At 49.5% G+C, this 15,610-nt stretch carries 11 protein-coding genes; 4 read left to right on the top strand and 7 right to left on the bottom strand.

From position 1 onward, the window contains the following. Positions 1–78: 78 nt before the first annotated feature. On the bottom strand, positions 79–555 hold the full coding sequence (locus MA2_RS02005; RefSeq protein WP_067055751.1) for a hypothetical protein: 477 nt from the start codon (positions 553–555) through the stop codon (positions 79–81). 553 nt (positions 556–1,108) lie between these two features. Here MA2_RS02005 and MA2_RS02000 point away from each other — a divergent pair. After that, entirely contained in the window at positions 1,109–3,676 is a 2,568-nt protein-coding gene (locus tag MA2_RS02000) for an ATP-binding protein (RefSeq protein WP_079352272.1), read from the top strand. Between the two features lie 90 nt (positions 3,677–3,766). Here the strand turns inward: MA2_RS02000 and ftsY are convergent, their stop codons facing one another. Beyond that, complete coding sequence (ftsY, locus tag MA2_RS01995; protein ID WP_067055748.1) at positions 3,767–4,909, bottom strand: signal recognition particle-docking protein FtsY; 1,143 nt, start codon at positions 4,907–4,909, stop codon at positions 3,767–3,769. Positions 4,910–5,220: 311 nt separating this feature from the next. On the opposite strand from ftsY, the gene MA2_RS01990 reads away from it, so the two are divergent. The 3 genes from MA2_RS01990 (at position 5,221) to rodA (ending at position 9,704) form a co-directional block, all read left to right on the top strand. Further along, positions 5,221–6,723, top strand: coding sequence for a M16 family metallopeptidase (locus tag MA2_RS01990; protein ID WP_079352273.1), 1,503 nt, complete (start codon positions 5,221–5,223; stop codon positions 6,721–6,723). Between the two features lie 57 nt (positions 6,724–6,780). Continuing rightward, positions 6,781–8,343: a M16 family metallopeptidase gene (locus MA2_RS01985; RefSeq protein WP_245945329.1), complete on the top strand. Its 1,563-nt coding sequence runs from the start codon at positions 6,781–6,783 to the stop codon at positions 8,341–8,343. Between the two features lie 215 nt (positions 8,344–8,558). Continuing rightward, complete coding sequence (gene rodA / locus MA2_RS01980; protein ID WP_079352274.1) at positions 8,559–9,704, top strand: rod shape-determining protein RodA; 1,146 nt, start codon at positions 8,559–8,561, stop codon at positions 9,702–9,704. A gap of 72 nt (positions 9,705–9,776) precedes the next feature. Here rodA and MA2_RS01975 read toward each other — a convergent pair whose 3' ends face one another. The 5 genes from MA2_RS01975 to MA2_RS01955 form a co-directional block, all read right to left on the bottom strand. After that, a complete protein-coding gene (locus tag MA2_RS01975) occupies positions 9,777–10,880 on the bottom strand; it encodes an RNA-guided endonuclease InsQ/TnpB family protein (RefSeq protein ID WP_067055742.1) in 1,104 nt (367 codons plus the stop codon). A gap of 158 nt (positions 10,881–11,038) precedes the next feature. Further along, positions 11,039–12,718 carry a 30S ribosomal protein S1 gene (rpsA, locus tag MA2_RS01970; RefSeq protein WP_211269841.1) on the bottom strand — a complete coding sequence of 560 codons (1,680 nt, stop codon included), beginning with the start codon at positions 12,716–12,718 and terminating at the stop codon, positions 11,039–11,041. A 200-nt stretch (positions 12,719–12,918) separates the two neighbouring features. After that, positions 12,919–13,683 (bottom strand): (d)CMP kinase, encoded by a 765-nt coding sequence (cmk, locus tag MA2_RS01965; RefSeq protein WP_067055736.1) that lies wholly within the window; start codon positions 13,681–13,683, stop codon positions 12,919–12,921. Positions 13,684–13,886: 203 nt separating this feature from the next. After that, positions 13,887–14,234 carry a PilZ domain-containing protein gene (locus MA2_RS01960; RefSeq protein WP_067055733.1) on the bottom strand — a complete coding sequence of 116 codons (348 nt, stop codon included), beginning with the start codon at positions 14,232–14,234 and terminating at the stop codon, positions 13,887–13,889. A 129-nt stretch (positions 14,235–14,363) separates the two neighbouring features. Next, the gene (locus MA2_RS01955; RefSeq protein ID WP_067055730.1) at positions 14,364–15,542 is read right to left on the bottom strand and encodes a DNA polymerase III delta subunit-related protein; all 1,179 of its coding nucleotides are present in this window, start codon (positions 15,540–15,542) and stop codon (positions 14,364–14,366) included. Positions 15,543–15,610 lie beyond the last annotated feature (68 nt).

The following is a 15,610-nucleotide window of genomic DNA, read 5'->3' as shown; positions in this document are numbered from 1 at the left end:
AAGATAAAAAAAAGACCAAAGCGTCACTTTGGTCTTTTGGTCGATAGCTGGCTAAAAATCAGCCAATATCATTGCGCATTAACGATGTTCTGGTGTAATACGGTACCAAGCATCGCGTGCTGCATGACGTGCATCTGACCATGCTAGGCGAGATTTACCACGTACTTCGTTCCATGAACGTTCTAGATCTTGCTCAACATCTTCAAAACGTGTGTTGGCATCATAATCAGGACGGTTAGTATAACCTACCTTGTATGCAGGTTGATAGTCTTCGTCGTAAGTGTATTCTTTATTGTAATACGTTGTGGTGGTGTGGTTATCACGCCAGTAGTTATCTTGTGCGGTTGGGTCGATTGCTTCACCTGCTGCATGACCTGCACCACCGCCAACGGTTGCGCCAATTGCACCACCGATTAGCGTGCCCAAAGGACCTGCCAAAGAACCGATTGCTGCGCCAACGGCTGCGCCACCAACGCCACCTACGGCAGTACCAACAGGGTGTGAACCTGGTTCACCAGTGATTGGGTCACGGTTTAGATCTTCATGATTACTCATTGTCGTATCCTTTTATCTGTAGCGTTTGATCAACGCCGTATTTATCAAATTGGTTCAGTGTATTGACCAAAACTGTCGCCAAGCTATATTTATACGGGGTTATACATTTAAATATATGTTGGGCTTGTGAATTATCATAAGCAGGCTAAATTTAGTTTGATACAGTAGTTTTGTTGATTTTGTTAATGATTGGCATGGTTTAGGTTATTTAACTGTAATCTTGTTAATTTAAATATTTGTTTTGGTTTATAAATTTCATCGCTCAGTTTGATGAATTTTTTACGTTTGCGTATTGATTTTTGCTGTTATTAGCCGCAACATAACGCTATGTTTTCTGCGCGTTACGCTTATTATGTTTATTTATTTTTATGCTAGTTTATTTTTATGCTAGAAATTTAATTGATAAAAGAATTATTTGAATATATTGATCGCAAACCGTCATCTTTGGTTATTAAATGTTAAATAATTTTTTACACGTATACCAATCTACCCTTTTTTGTGAATCTACCCTTTTTTGTGTTTGAGCCTGTCTATAAAAGTCTGTATCGCTACTATGACTAAATCCGTTTGCAAATCCCAAACCAACACCGCCACGGCTAAACGTGCCGATTTAAACCAGCAAATCAACGCGCTACGCATGGCTACCTGTGTTGCGCCGAAACTGCTGCGCTACCACACCGACCCTACCAACCTGCCTGCCAGTACGCGTGAGGCAGACGCGCCTGATATTGGCTTTGGGCAAGCGCGCGCCGTGCAAGCTTTGACCACCGCATTGGATATCCATGCGTCAGGCTATCATGTGTTTGCCGCAGGTGAGAATGGGTTGGGCAAGCGTACTTTGGTTATGCGTTTGTTGCAAGATTATGCCAAACGCCAGCCCACACCCGATGACTGGGTGTATGTGCACAATTTTAGCGACGCGCGCGCGCCGATTGCGTTGGCATTGCCTGCCAGTATGGGGCAAATGCTAGCCGATGATATCAAGGCGTGTTGGCTTGCGCTTAAGCGTCAGCTCAATCAGCGGTTTCGCAGTGACCATTACCAAAGCAAAGTTGAGGCGATTCGTAACCAAATTAGCTTACAAGAGCAACAGGCGTATGATGCGCTCAATGAAGAGGGTAAGCAGTACGCGCTGGCATTGGCGGTGCGTGCGTCGGACAATAGACCGATTTTTGTGTCTGCCGACAGCGAGGCAAGCGATAGCGCGATTGTGACCACAACGCGCCATTTAACCACCAATAAACGCACGGACAAAGTCGATAAACACACCGACAGCAGCGATGTTACGCCTGCGTCTAGCAAGTCGATATCACCGTATGTGGCAAATTTTCAAGACAAAAACCACATGCAAAAACGGCTGAATTTATTGACCATCACGCTTGAGCAAATCGAAGATGAGGCCAACCAAACGTTGCAGGCGTTGCACCAATCGTTGGCACGGCGCACGCTTACGCCACTGCTGGCACCGCTGCTAGACAAATATCAAAACTTGCCCAACGTTGTTGCCTACCTGCACGCGTTTGCCGACGATATCGTGGCGCACGTTGAGCCTATCATCAATGAAAACGATGACGAATTTTTGCCCAGTCATTTCTCGCCGTTGCCTGCGCGGTATTTTGTCAATGTGATGACCAGTCATGCACCCGATGCAGGCGCGCCTGTGGTATTTGAGGACTTGCCAACACATTTAAATTTGCTGGGGCATGTTGAGCAAATCACCCACTTGGGTACGGTTTCAACCGATGTTAGTCTGATTCGTGCAGGGTCTTTACACCGTGCCAACGGGGGTTATCTGATTTTGGAGGCTAGTAGCCTGCTTGAATACCCGTACGCGTGGCAGGGGCTCAAGCGCGCGCTACAAAGCCGTCAGCTGAAGATGTCAAGCCTTGAGCAGATGCTTACTTTGACGGGCAGTATCAGCCTTGAGCCGCACGCGATTGCGCTGGATGTCAAGGTGATTTTGTTGGGCGAGCCTGATTTGTATTACGATTTGCTTGAATTTGAGCCTGAGTTTCACAGTGTATTTAAGATTCGGGCAGATTTTCATGACCGCATTGCGCGCACGCCTGCCAACGAACGCGCGATGGTGGCAAAAATCGCCGATATGGTGGACAAATATGGTTTGCATGATTTTGACTATACCGCGTTGGCGGCGTTGCTGGATTATCTGAGCGAGCAAGCCGAAGATCAACAAGAATTGACCTTACACAGCGACCGCTTGGCACAGCTGCTGCTAGAAGCCAACCAAAAGGCAAATCTGCACCATGCCGATCAAGTTAGCGCAGCGCATATCGAAGCGGCGATTGCCGATATGCGTTATCGGGCAGGCTATTTGCGCCAATTATTTTGGCAAGAGCTACAAAAAGGACAACAGCTGATTAGCACACAGGGCACAGCGGTTGGGCAAATCAACGCGCTGACGGTGGTCAGCTACGCTGATAGTGAGTTTGGCTTGCCTGCGCGCATGACCGCCAATGTATACCACAGTCACAGCGGCGCGGATATCTTGGACATTGAGCGCGATGTTGAGCTAGGCGGCGCGATTCATGCCAAAAGCGTGTTGATTATGAGCAATTATTTGCGTGGGCTGTTTGCCGATGATTTTGCGCTCAATTTTGCCGCGTCTTTGGCGTTTGAGCAAAGTTACGGCGGCATTGATGGCGATAGCGCGACAGTGGCAGGCGTGTGCGCGTTGTTGTCGGCATTGGCGCAAGTGCCGATTTGTCAGAACTTGGCGGTGACAGGCTCGATGAACCAATTTGGGCAGGTACAAGCAGTGGGCGGGGTAAATGCCAAAATCGCAGGTTTTTATGACGCGTGTTTGGAGCAAAATGCCAAACGCGGTACAGGTGCTGAACCAGACCCATCTTTGCAAGGCGTGATTATCCCTAAAGCCAATCTAAGCCAGTTGATGCTGCGGCAAGATATCGTCGAGGCGGTGGCAGCAGGGCGGTTTGTGATTTATGCCGTTGAACATGTCAATGAAGCATTGGCACTGCTGACAGGTTTTGCGGTCGCAAGCAAAACCAAAAAAGGCACGTATCGCAAACACACGCTGTATGGACGCATTCACGCGCGCTTGGCAGCATGGGAACAAAAAGACAATGAGAAAAACGCTTAACGTTGGCTAAGCGTTTGGTTTTAACAGCGTTTTTGCCAAAAAAATGCTGCTCTGTGTTTATGTTGCCCATTTTTTTGTTGAATTTTGGCTTTAGTCTTTATCGTCGTTGTCAAACAACGCTTTGACAAAGTCATCGGCTTTAAACGGGCGCAAGTCGTCGATTTTTTCACCCACACCGATAAAGCGAATCGGAATGTCCGTGTTGCTAGCCACGTTGAATACCACACCGCCTTTTGCCGTGCCATCAAGTTTGGTGATCGTTACGCCTGTCAATGGTACGGCTTCATTAAAAATCTGCACTTGATTGAGCGCGTTTTGCCCTGTACCTGCATCAAGCACGATCATGGTTTCATGCGGTGCGCTGGGGTCAGCTTTTTGCATGACGCGCACGACTTTTTTCAACTCTTCCATCAGGTTGGTTTTGTTTTGTAGTCGCCCTGCGGTGTCGGCAATCAGCACGTCAATGCCTCGCGCCTTGGCGGCTTGGATGGCATCAAAAATCACCGACGCGCTGTCTGAGCCATGCCCTTGTGCGATGACGGGGATTTGGTTGCGCTCGCCCCAAATCTGTAGCTGCTCGGTGGCGGCCGCGCGAAACGTATCGCCCGCTGCCAACATAACGCTTTTGCCCTCGCTTTGCAAGCGCTTGGCAAGTTTGCCGATGGTGGTGGTTTTGCCAACACCGTTTACACCGACCATCAAGATGACAAACGGTGTTTTGCTGTTGTCAATGGTCAAGGGCGCGACTTTGGGCGCAAGAATATCGACCAGTTCTTGTTGCAAGGCTTTATACAGCGAATGTGAGTAAATCAAATCACCGCGTGCGGTGGCTTCGGTCAGGTTTTTGATGATGCGTGTGGTGGCGGTCACACCGATGTCGGCTACCAATAGCTGATCTTCGACTTCTTCTAGCAATTCATCGTCAATCTCTTTACCACCAATCAAAATATTGGTCAAGCCTTCGGTGAAGTTTTTACGACTTTTGGCAAGCCCTTGCTTCATGCGGCTAAACCAACCCGATTTTTGCGGCTCGGCGACCAACGCTTCGGCTTCGTTGGTACTCGTAGCGGCAGGTGTTACCGTGGGTGCGGATTGGACAGGTGCAGATTCAGAGATCGGTGCAGCAGGTTGGGCAGGCTGCACAGGAATACTGGGCAAGGTTGCGTCATCAAACTGGCTTAAATCGCTGTCTAGGTTAATGACGACTTGATTGGGACGGTTTGGGTTTTGCATGGGGGTGCCTAATTATTTTTTGCAATTAATTGGATAAGCAAACAGAATACAGGCGCGAAATTTTTGCGCGCAAATTCAAGCTTAAATTAAGGTATTGTAACATTCTCGCCTAGTCTTTGTAAGCCTAGCCATTGTTGCGTGGCATAAGACTAGGCGACAGCGCCGTTTTGTGGCATGATAATTAGCGCGTCTTTTTAAAGGCTGTTTATGCAACAACTTGTTTACTGATTTGACATGTAAGTCAAATTTGCCTAATGAAAGACAATAATTGATTGATGATACTAAACCTAGCTAAAAACTGAGAATAGTCCGTGCATCGTGTTCGCTTATCCCTGCCAAACCGTTTAACTGCCTTAAAAACCTTGTGCACCACGCTGGCGTTGGCAAGCCTTGGCTTGTCCCCACTGGCACACGCGCAGCCGACTGCCAAAATTACCAAAACCAAAACAGTTGCAAAAACCAACAACCGCACGGATTTGGCGGCGACGATCGACCAACGCCGCCATGAATACACGCTGGATAACGGCTTGAAAGTCATCATTCAAGAAGACCACCGCGCGCCTGTGGTGATGAGCCAAATTTGGTACCGTGTGGGGGCGACCGATGAGCCTGAACACTTGGGCGGTATTTCGCATTTGCTTGAGCATATGATGTTTAAAGGCACGCCCAAGGTGTCATCGGCAGATTTTGAGCGCGTGTTGGCAAAGTTTGGCGGTAGCAACAACGCCTTTACCACGCATGATTACACCGCGTATTATGAGGTCTTGCCTGCCAATCGCTTGGGGCTCGCGTTGGAGCTTGAGGCTGACCGCATGACCAATCTGACGCTGCGCCAAAGCGATTTTGATTCCGAGCGGCAGGTGGTGATGGAAGAGCGTCGCCTGCGCACCGATGACAACCCAAACGCGCGCGCGTTTGAGCAATTTAGCCGCATGGCATACCCCGACAGCCCAAAGGGTGAGTCGGTAATTGGCCCGATGGCAGAAATTGCAGGTATCAAGCTGTCAGATTTGGCGGCATGGTATCGCCAGTGGTACGCGCCCAACAATGCCACGGTGGTGATTGTCGGCGATGTCAAGCCCGAAGAAGCGTTGGCGCAGGTCAAACGCTACTTTGGCGATAAACAACCGCAAACTTTGCCAACACGCCCAAGCGTGCGCCAAGCAGGATTTCGCGGCTATCATGAAGCACACACCGCCCTACCTGTGCAAGTACCAAGCTTGATAATGGCGTACAATCTACCCACACTGACGACGGCAGATGATCCTAACGAGGCATATCAGCTTGCTTTACTCAGTCAAGTACTTGATGGTGGGCTGTCAGCGCGGCTAGAGAAAAATCTGGTACGCGAGCAGCAAGTGCTGGCGGCAGTTGGTAGCGGCTATAGTGCGTTTGACCGTGGCGATGGCTTGTTGCTGATTCACGCCACACCGCGCGATGGGGTCAGCCTTGCACAGGCGCAAGCAGCATTACTGGCGCAAATTGAGCAGCTCAAAACCGCACCGATTAGTGCACAAGAACTCAGCCGCGCCAAAACCAACACTTTGACCGAATTGGTCTATGCACAAGACAGCCTTGCAGGACAAGCACGCACCATCGGTAGCCTTGCCAGTATTGGTATTGATGACCGCGAGATTTACCATTTGCCTGAGCGTTTTGCGCGTATTACGCCTGCTGATTTGCAGCGCACCGCGCAGCGTTATTTAACCAAAGACAACCTTACCGTGCTGTATGTTGAGCCATCGAGGCAAACCCATGCTAAAAATAGTACAGACAGTACAGCCACGAATACCGCTGCTCTGCCCACACCTTAGCCGACGGCTGCTATAGCCACCCAATTTTTTGCCATAAATTTTAAAAAAATGATCGAGATGACCATGCCTGTCCGTTTGTTGATGTCGCATTTTGCGGTGCCTTATTTCAATCGTTATGCCAAAAAATCCCACGTTGTTTTGCTCGGTTTGTTGCTAACAGGTGTGTCCAATGCTTACGCTGCCGACGCGCCGATGGGTGAACGACGCAATGCTGATATCGACCCCAACGCGCCGATTGCCGCGCTAGACACGCTTGCTAGCCTTAAAAACGTGCCACCGCTGCAGTTTACCCTACCAAAAATTCAGCACTTTACCACAACGACAGGCACGCCCGTGGCGTTTGTTGCTACGCCCAATTTACCGATGGTTGATGTCAGTGTATATTTCAACGCAGGTTCGGCGCGTGACACCGCCATCAAGCCGCAAGGCTTTGGATTGGCAACTTTGACGGCGGATGCATTAACCAAAGGCAACGCGCGTTATGATGAAGAAGCGTTCAACCAAGCGGTCGAACAACTAGGGCTTGAGCTTGATGCTGCGGCGTACAAAGACATGCTGATTGTGAATTTGCGCAGTCTGTCTGATAGCGCGTATCTATCGCCTGCCCTGACGCTACTTGCTGATACCCTGCGCGCGCCAAGTTTTAGCGAAAATAGCCTCAATCGCAGCAAAGCACAAATGATGGTCGCCCTTGCCCGTCAGCAAGAAGATCCCGATGCCATCGCGGCGCAGACCTTTAACCGAGCGTTGTACGGTAACCATCCGTACGCACACCCAACGCTTGGTACGGTGGACAGCGTACCCAAGCTGTCACGCAAGGATGTGCAGGCATTTGCACGGCGGTTTTTGGTGGCACAAAATGCCAATATCGCCATTACGGGCGATTTGACACTGGCACAGGCACGTGCCCTTGCCAATCAGCTAACCCGTGCCATGCCGCAAGGTAAGCCTGCACCTGCTCTGCCCAATGCTAAGCCTTTGACCACATCACGCCATATTCATGTACCGTTTGATAGCACCCAAACCGCTGTGATCATCGGACAACTGGGTGAAAAACGCCGTACCGACCCCGTTGCCTTGCAAGCACAGACCGATTTTGCAATGGCGAATGACATCGTCGGTGGTGGCAATTTTCAAGCACGGCTGATGGCAGATATCCGCAAAAAACGCGGCTTGACGTATGGCATTTATAGCAACATGACCCCAATGCAAAGCCAAGGCAGCTACACGGTGACATTCTCAACACGCAATGACAAAACCGCCGAAGCCGTTGCCGCAAGCCAAGCGGTATTACAAGATGTGGTACAAAACGGGGTCAGCCAAGCGGAACTTGATTTGACCAAAGACGCATTTATCAATCGTTTTGCACAAAACTTTGCCAGTAATGCAGCGACCAATGCCACCATCGGCATGATGGGTTTTTATGGGCTTAAAGACGACTATTTGACCAATTATGTCACCCGTGTGCAACGCGCCAATCGCGACACGGTCAGCCAGCGCTACCGCACATTGATTGATCCGCAGCGTTTGTTGATTGTCACCGTTGGGCAAGGCGATGTCACAGGCGCAAGTAAGCCGACAGGTGCAGCAAACACCAACCAATCAACATCTACCCCTTAAGCCAGTGCATGTAAGAATCTGGCGCACGTGGTTGTCACACGCTGGATTTTTGCCCATTGCGTCGCACAAAAGCCATAAAATTGGCTGAAAAAATGCCTCCGATGGCAGTATAATCACCGCCCTGAGATACGCGCAACGCTTTGGTGGTTGCGTATAGGGTTTAAATAACTCATCACAGTCCACTTTTGCCACCCAGCCGAGGATCTACCGCCGCCATGCCTAGGGCATACAACCAGTTTCGTTTTTCGCGCCAAGCACATCATTTGGGCACGGATATGCAGCCGACCCTATGGCAGCGCGTGCACCTTGATCCGTGGCTACTGATGCTGTTGTTTGTCACCGCGCTGCTTGGTATGGCGATTTTGTACAGTGCCTCAACGCAGGATATGAGCATGGTGGTGCGTCAGTTGATTAGCTTTATCATCGGCTTTGTCGTCATGTTAGCGATGGCGCAGGTACCACCCAGTATGTACCGCAGTTTTACGCCATTTTTTTATTTGGGCGGCTTGGTGCTGTTGGTGTTGGTCAAGCTGATTGGTGAGGTGCGCCTTGGTGCGCAGCGCTGGATTGATATTCCAGGCTTTGGCAGTGTGCAGCCGTCGGAGTTTATGAAATTAGGCATGCCAATGCTGTGCGCGTGGCTGCTTTCGCGCCGTGAGCTGCCGCCTAGCCTACCAACCGTGCTGATAACACTGGTGGCGATTGGTATTCCTGTGCTGTTAATCGCTGAGCAGCCCGATTTGGGCACGTCAATTTTGGTGGCATCTAGCGGTATTTTTGTGCTATTTTTGGCGGGCTTACCATGGTGGATGATTGGTACGGCGGCGGCGTTATTTGTGCCGTTGGTGTGGGTGGCGTGGGAGTTTTTGCTACACGATTATCAGCGCAAACGTGTGATGACACTGCTTGACCCAGAGGCCGACGCGCTTGGCGCAGGGTGGAACATCATGCAGTCTAAAACCGCGATTGGTGCAGGTGGCATGACGGGCAAAGGCTATTTGGAAGGCACCCAATCACATTTGCACTTTTTGCCTGAAGGGCATACTGATTTTATTATTGCCGCATTTTCAGAAGAGTTTGGATTGGTCGGTGTGTGCTTGCTGATGTTTTTGTATGCCTGTATTTTGGCGCGCACGCTGCACATCGCTTATAACACCACTTCGACTTATGGACGGTTGTTGGCAGGTGCGCTGGCATTGGCATTTTTTGTCTATGTGTTTGTCAATGCTGGCATGGTATCGGGTATTTTGCCTGTGGTCGGTGTGCCGTTGCCATTTATTAGCTATGGTGGTACGGCCATTATCACACTGATGGCGGCATTTGGGCTGGTGATGTCGGTAGCGTCGCATCAAGTGAAGTAAAGTTTATGCTAAACAGCGATTGACCTGTAACAGCTTGTTATCAAAAACACCTGACTTGACTTCCTCCCCTCCCTAAAGTGAGGGGATTCCTTCTACAAGACGGTCAAGCCCGACCGCAAGAATGTTCTTACTAGCATTAATATCTCTATCATGCCATGTGCCACACTTTGCACAAGACCATTCTCTTATTCCAAGACCTGCTCTACCTTTTGGACTACTGGACATATCGCCACAGCACGAGCAAGTTTGGGTAGTGTATTTCTCATTTACGATTTCAAAACGGCAACCTGCATGCTTGCATTTGTAGGTCAGTTGGCGTTTGAGTTCAAACCAACCTGCGTCATATACGCTTTTGGCTAGTTTGCCTTTTTTACGGCTAAATTGGGTGGTTTTAACATCACCGACCACGATTAGGGCATTGTCTTTGACTAGCCCTGTGGTGAATTTGTGGATGAGGTCTTGGCGTGTGTTTTTGATTTTGGCATGAATCGCTTTGACACGTTGTTTGTTTTTGGCTCGTTGGGCAAGGGCTAAGTCTTTAGCATATTTTAGCGTCTGTTTGATGGTGAGTTTGTCACCGTTTGAGGTGGTGGCACTGTCTTTAAGCCCTAAGTCTATGCCGATACTACCTGTACCACATTGCTGTTTTGGGTATTCTTTGACGGTGATACACGCATACCAACGGTTACGGCTGTCTTGCACCACTTCAACCGTATTGAGGTCATACAAGGCAAGATTGTAGCTGTCCCATAGGTCGATGATGAGCTTCTGTCCTTTGGCTAAACTAAGCTGTAAGGTTGATTTTAAGCCTTTTTTACCCGTCTGATGGGTAGCCAGTAATTTGATTGCGGATTGCTTAAATGGAATCCAACCTAGGCTTTTACGCTTTGCCTTTGGGTTGTTGGTTCGCCAGTTAAGTTTAGCCTTTTTGAATTGGCGTCGCGATTTGGCGTGAGTTTCGTTAATGGCTTGTATGGTTTGAGAATGCAAGCCTAGCAGTTCACCGCTACCTTTGGTGTATTCGTTTAGGTCATAGGCACTAAAGAATTTGCCTGTTTTTTGCAGGTATTTGTAACTCAAGTCATTGACATAGTTCCACACAAAATTGACCGAACCGCTTAGGCGGTTTAGTTGGTCTGTGTGTTTGTCTTTTATGCGTAGCTTGAGGGTTTTCATGGGGTTAGTTTAACATATTTAATAAGTTTCTGTGTGTAGGCATGGTTTCGGAGTTGCCTTATATCCACCGCCTAAAGTCGGTGGTTTTACGGCAACGGATGATAAAAAAACCGTCCCCTATAAAAGGACGGTTTTTTATTTTGACTAATTCACAGCAATTATTGGTTGTTTTGCTGCTCTTTAATCAAGTCACCGATGGTACGAGGTGCAACTTCGGCGGCGTTATTCGCGCTCAACGCTTTAATCGCGTCACGTTGTTCAGCTTCATCTTTGGCTTTCATTGACAAGCTGATGCTACGTGATTTGCGGTCTACGCCAACGATTTTGGCTTCGATTTCTTGACCCACTTGTAGCACGGTGCTGGCATCATCCACACGCTCTTGTTGGATGTCTGATGCACGGACATAGCCTTCGACTTCATCAGCCAAGTGAACTTTTGCGCCTTTGGCGTCCACTTCACTGATCGTACCTTTAACGATGGCACCACGGTCATGAGCCAGCAGATACTCGTTGAATGGATCGCTATTAAGTTGTTTGATACCTAGACTGATACGGTTGGCTTCTGCGTCTACACCCAATACAACAGCGTCGACTGTGTCGCCTTTGTTGTAGTTGCGGATGGCATCTTCACCATTTTCTGTCCATGATAGGTCAGATAGGTGCACCAAGCCATCGATACCGCCTTCAAGACCGATGAAGATCCCAAAGTCAGTGATTGATTTAATCACACCGCTTACGCGATCGCCTTTTTGGTGGTTTTTGTCAAACTCTTCCCATGGGTTTGGCATGGTTTGTTTGATACCTAGGCTGATACGGCGGCGTTCTTCATCGATGTCCAAGATTTGAACGGTGATCTCATCGCCTACTTGTACCACTTTTGATGGGTGGATGTTTTTGTTGGTGTGATCCATCTCTGATACGTGCACCAAGCCTTCTACGCCATCAGCGATTTCAGCAAAGCAGCCGTAGTCAGTCAAGTTGGTTACACGCGCTTTGACGTTGGTACCTTTTGGATACTTGTTCAATACGTCATGCCATGGATCTTCGCCCAGTTGTTTTAGACCTAGGCTTACGCGGTTGCGCTCACGGTCAAATTTCAAGACTTTGACTTTCAGTTCTTGACCCACTTCGACCACTTCAGATGGGTGCTTCACACGGCGCCATGCCATATCTGTGATGTGTAGCAAGCCGTCAATGCCGCCCAAATCAACAAACGCACCGTAGTCGGTTAGGTTTTTCACCACGCCGTCAATAACTTGACCTTCGTGTAGGCTGTTTAACAATTCTTCGCGTTCTGCTGAGTTTTCAGCTTCCATGACCGCACGGCGGCTAACAACCACGTTGTTGCGTTTTTGGTCAAGTTTGATGACCTTAAACTCAAGTGGTTTGCCTTCAAGGTGGGTGGTATCACGCACAGGACGGGTATCTACCAATGAACCAGGCAGGAATGCACGCACTGAACCGATATCAACGGTGAAGCCACCTTTGACTTTGCCAGAGATAACGCCCGTAACGATTTCGTCGTTGTTAAACTGTTCTTCTAGCTTGTTCCAAGTCTCAGCACGTTTGGCTTTTTCGCGTGACAACACGGTTTGACCCATACCGTTATCAACGGCATCGACCACCACTTGTACTTGATCGCCGACAGCAACTTCAAGATCGCCATCTTCGTTCAAAAATTCGCTACGATCAACGATACCTTCAGATTTAAGACCCGTATCGACCGTGATCCAATCGTTGTCAATCGCTACCACTTCACCGCTGATGACCGCGCCGCGCTCAACAGTTGGGGTCTGAGCTTGGCTGGCTTCAAACAGTTCAGCAAATGATTCCATCATACAATTTACCTTTGATTCGCCGTAGCCTGTCCAGCACAGTACGGTTCAGATGATGACCGCGTCACGCGATATTGCTGGTTTTGCCAGCGTAAAACGGTCAGAAAATTTAGCACACAAACAATCTTTAAGAAACTTTAAATAAGCCCAAATTGCCAAAAATCAAGCCTATCCTACTGATTTAGCAAAAAAATATTGATCGGCTAAATCTGGTGGCTGTGATCGGGTTTGGCATCAGCAGGTGCCAATCCACGCGCAAGGCATAACTGCCACACGTGGGCAAACACCGCATCGGCATCTAGCGTTGAGCTGTCAAGCACGATTGCGTCATCAGCAGGCTTGGCAGGGGCAACGGCACGTGCACTGTCACGCGTATCACGGGCAATCAGATTTTCAAGCACTGTGGCAAAATCCGCCTCCTGCCCTGCTGCCTGTAGCTGCTTGACACGGCGTTCGGCGCGTGCCTGTGGGCTTGCTACCAAAAAAATCTTTAAGGCAGCATCAGGAAATACCACCGTGCCCATATCACGCCCATCAGCGACCACGCCGCGATAATTTTTATCGCCTGCTAGTGCCATGTTCTGCTGCAGTGCCAACAATGCGGCGCGTACCTCACCAAATACCGCCACCTGTGAGGCATACGCGCCGACTTGCTCGCTACGAATATCACGGCTCACATCCTGCCCATCAACCCACACGCTGATGTGCTCACTGCCTGCTTGTGGCGGCAAAAATTTGATATCAATGCTGCGTGCCAGCCGCGCAAGCGCCTGCTCGTCTAACGGCGTGTCATTGAGCAAACCTGCCTGCGCCGCGCTCAAGCCAACAATGCGATACAACGCGCCTGAGTCCAACATAGTGTAGCCTAATGCATCGGCTAAACGACTGGTCAGCGTGCCCTTGCCTGCACCGCTTGCGCCATCAATAGCAATCACAGGAAGCTTTTGTGGCACACCTATTGGTGACATGCGATAACCTCTTATTTTTACAAAACATTTTGATTTGGCATGGTCTTGTCAAATTCACTGCAACAAATGCCAACCAAAAATAGTGCAACATTATAACCGTTATCATGTGTTTGGACAATGCACTGCGACAAAAATCTGTGGATAAAAGCAAATAAAAAGACGCTGAGCGCGCCTTTGGATAACATTTGCTTGGTCGATCAGCACTACAGCGTAAACGTCGGTTTGGCGGCATTGACCTGCCCTGCTAGCAGACGTTCGATTTCATTTTTAATTCGCATACCCGCTTCATCTTTGCCAAGTTGCAGCGCGTAACCTGCAGGGCGTTGGGCTTGTGCGCGGTGGGTGATCCACACCACTTTACCGTTGAGTGGTAGCCGTTCGCTGCTGTCAGGCAATGTGATGGCGACAAACACCTGTGCGCCGAGTTGCTGCTGTTGATTGCTGGGCACAAAAATCGCGCCATTTTGGATAAATGGCAAATAGCTGGCATATAGTTTGTCTAACGTGTCGTAGTTGATCGTGGTAATCCCACCACGCGTAGGCATTGCCATGTCACGACTCCTTGGGGTTGTCAATTTGGCTATTGATGGTTATTGGCTAAGAATGATTATCGCTGGTTTAGGTGATCGATGGCTGCATGTTGGTCGCATGCCGTGTATACAGTCTGTTTAAAAATTTACTTAATGCTGTTGTAACGCTATCATTAACTTATCATAGCACAATTTGTCTTGTATGTTTTGCCGTTTATCCTGCCAAATGTCATGAATGACGGTTTGCAGCGTGTTAATGGCGGCAAGCGTTGGCACAGGTTGTAGCCGCTCCCAACGCAAATCTGCTTGCTGCAAGCCAAGTCCGCTGATTTGGTTGCCGATTTCAGTGAGTAGCAGCTGCGATAATGCCAAAAAATCGCCCAATGCCAAAGTTTTTTGCCAGTAGTCACTGGCTTGAATTGGACTGCGCTTGCCGCTGCGTAAGGCTTGCCAGCTAATAATCCACGTTTGGCGTTGGTCATACCAGTCGCTATCTAGCATCGCCAGTGCTTGCCATGGTGCATGGCCTGATAGCGCGTTGAGCTGCACCAGCTCTTGGGTTTGGCGATTTTTGAGCGGATGCGTGTCGGGCAAATGCGCGATTAGTGTGCGCATGGTTGCCAGCGATTGCTCAGCGCTGATGTAGTGAATGGCAACGCGCTGCAAGCGTGAGCGAATCGTCGGCAGTAGTTTGGCAGGTTGGTCAGACAACACACAAATCAGCACCTGCGCGGCAGGCTCTTCGAGGGTTTTTAGCAAGCTGTTGGCAGCGGCAAGGGTCATGCCCTCAGCGTGATGAATGACAACAAAACGCCTACCTGCGCTAGATTGCTGCACAAACGGCTGCATTGCGCGAATATCGTCAATTTTGATGGTCAAATCAACAGGTTTGTCAGTTTTTGGCTGGGTGGCTGCAGTGTTTTCAGCGATCTTTTTGCTGCGGCGTTTGTTTGTGGTGATCGTACTGGTTGGGTCGGCGGTGTCGATGGGCTGGGCAGCTGCAGGCACGCGGTACAGGTTGGGATGGGTTTGGGCGATTAGCCATTGGCAGCTGTCGCAGTGTCCGCAAGCAGGTGCGTGTGGGTCAGCGGGTTTATTGTAGCACAACGCCCACGCTACAAACCGATATACCAACGCGCGTTTACCAATGCCTGCCACGCCTGCAAACAACATCGCGTGCGGCAAACGCCCAAACTGACCCGTCAAATACTCCCACGCCGTCACTTGCCATGGGTACAGCTCACCAAATAGCCAATGCCGATATAACGTATCGGGCACGGGGTCGGGCTGATAGACAGCATAGGTAAGCGGCAAATCGGCTGCGCTCATGCAATATGATCCTGTGTGGTTGTGGTGTGTAGCGGATAAGGGCAAATGCAAGGATAAGCTTTTTTGCC

It is taken from the genome of Moraxella atlantae NBRC 14588 (genome assembly GCF_001591265.1).
Classification (GTDB): Bacteria; Pseudomonadota; Gammaproteobacteria; order Pseudomonadales; family Moraxellaceae; genus Faucicola; species Faucicola atlantae.
The sequence above is the reverse complement of the archived record's forward strand: the minus strand, read 5'-3'. Positions and strand labels throughout refer to the sequence as shown.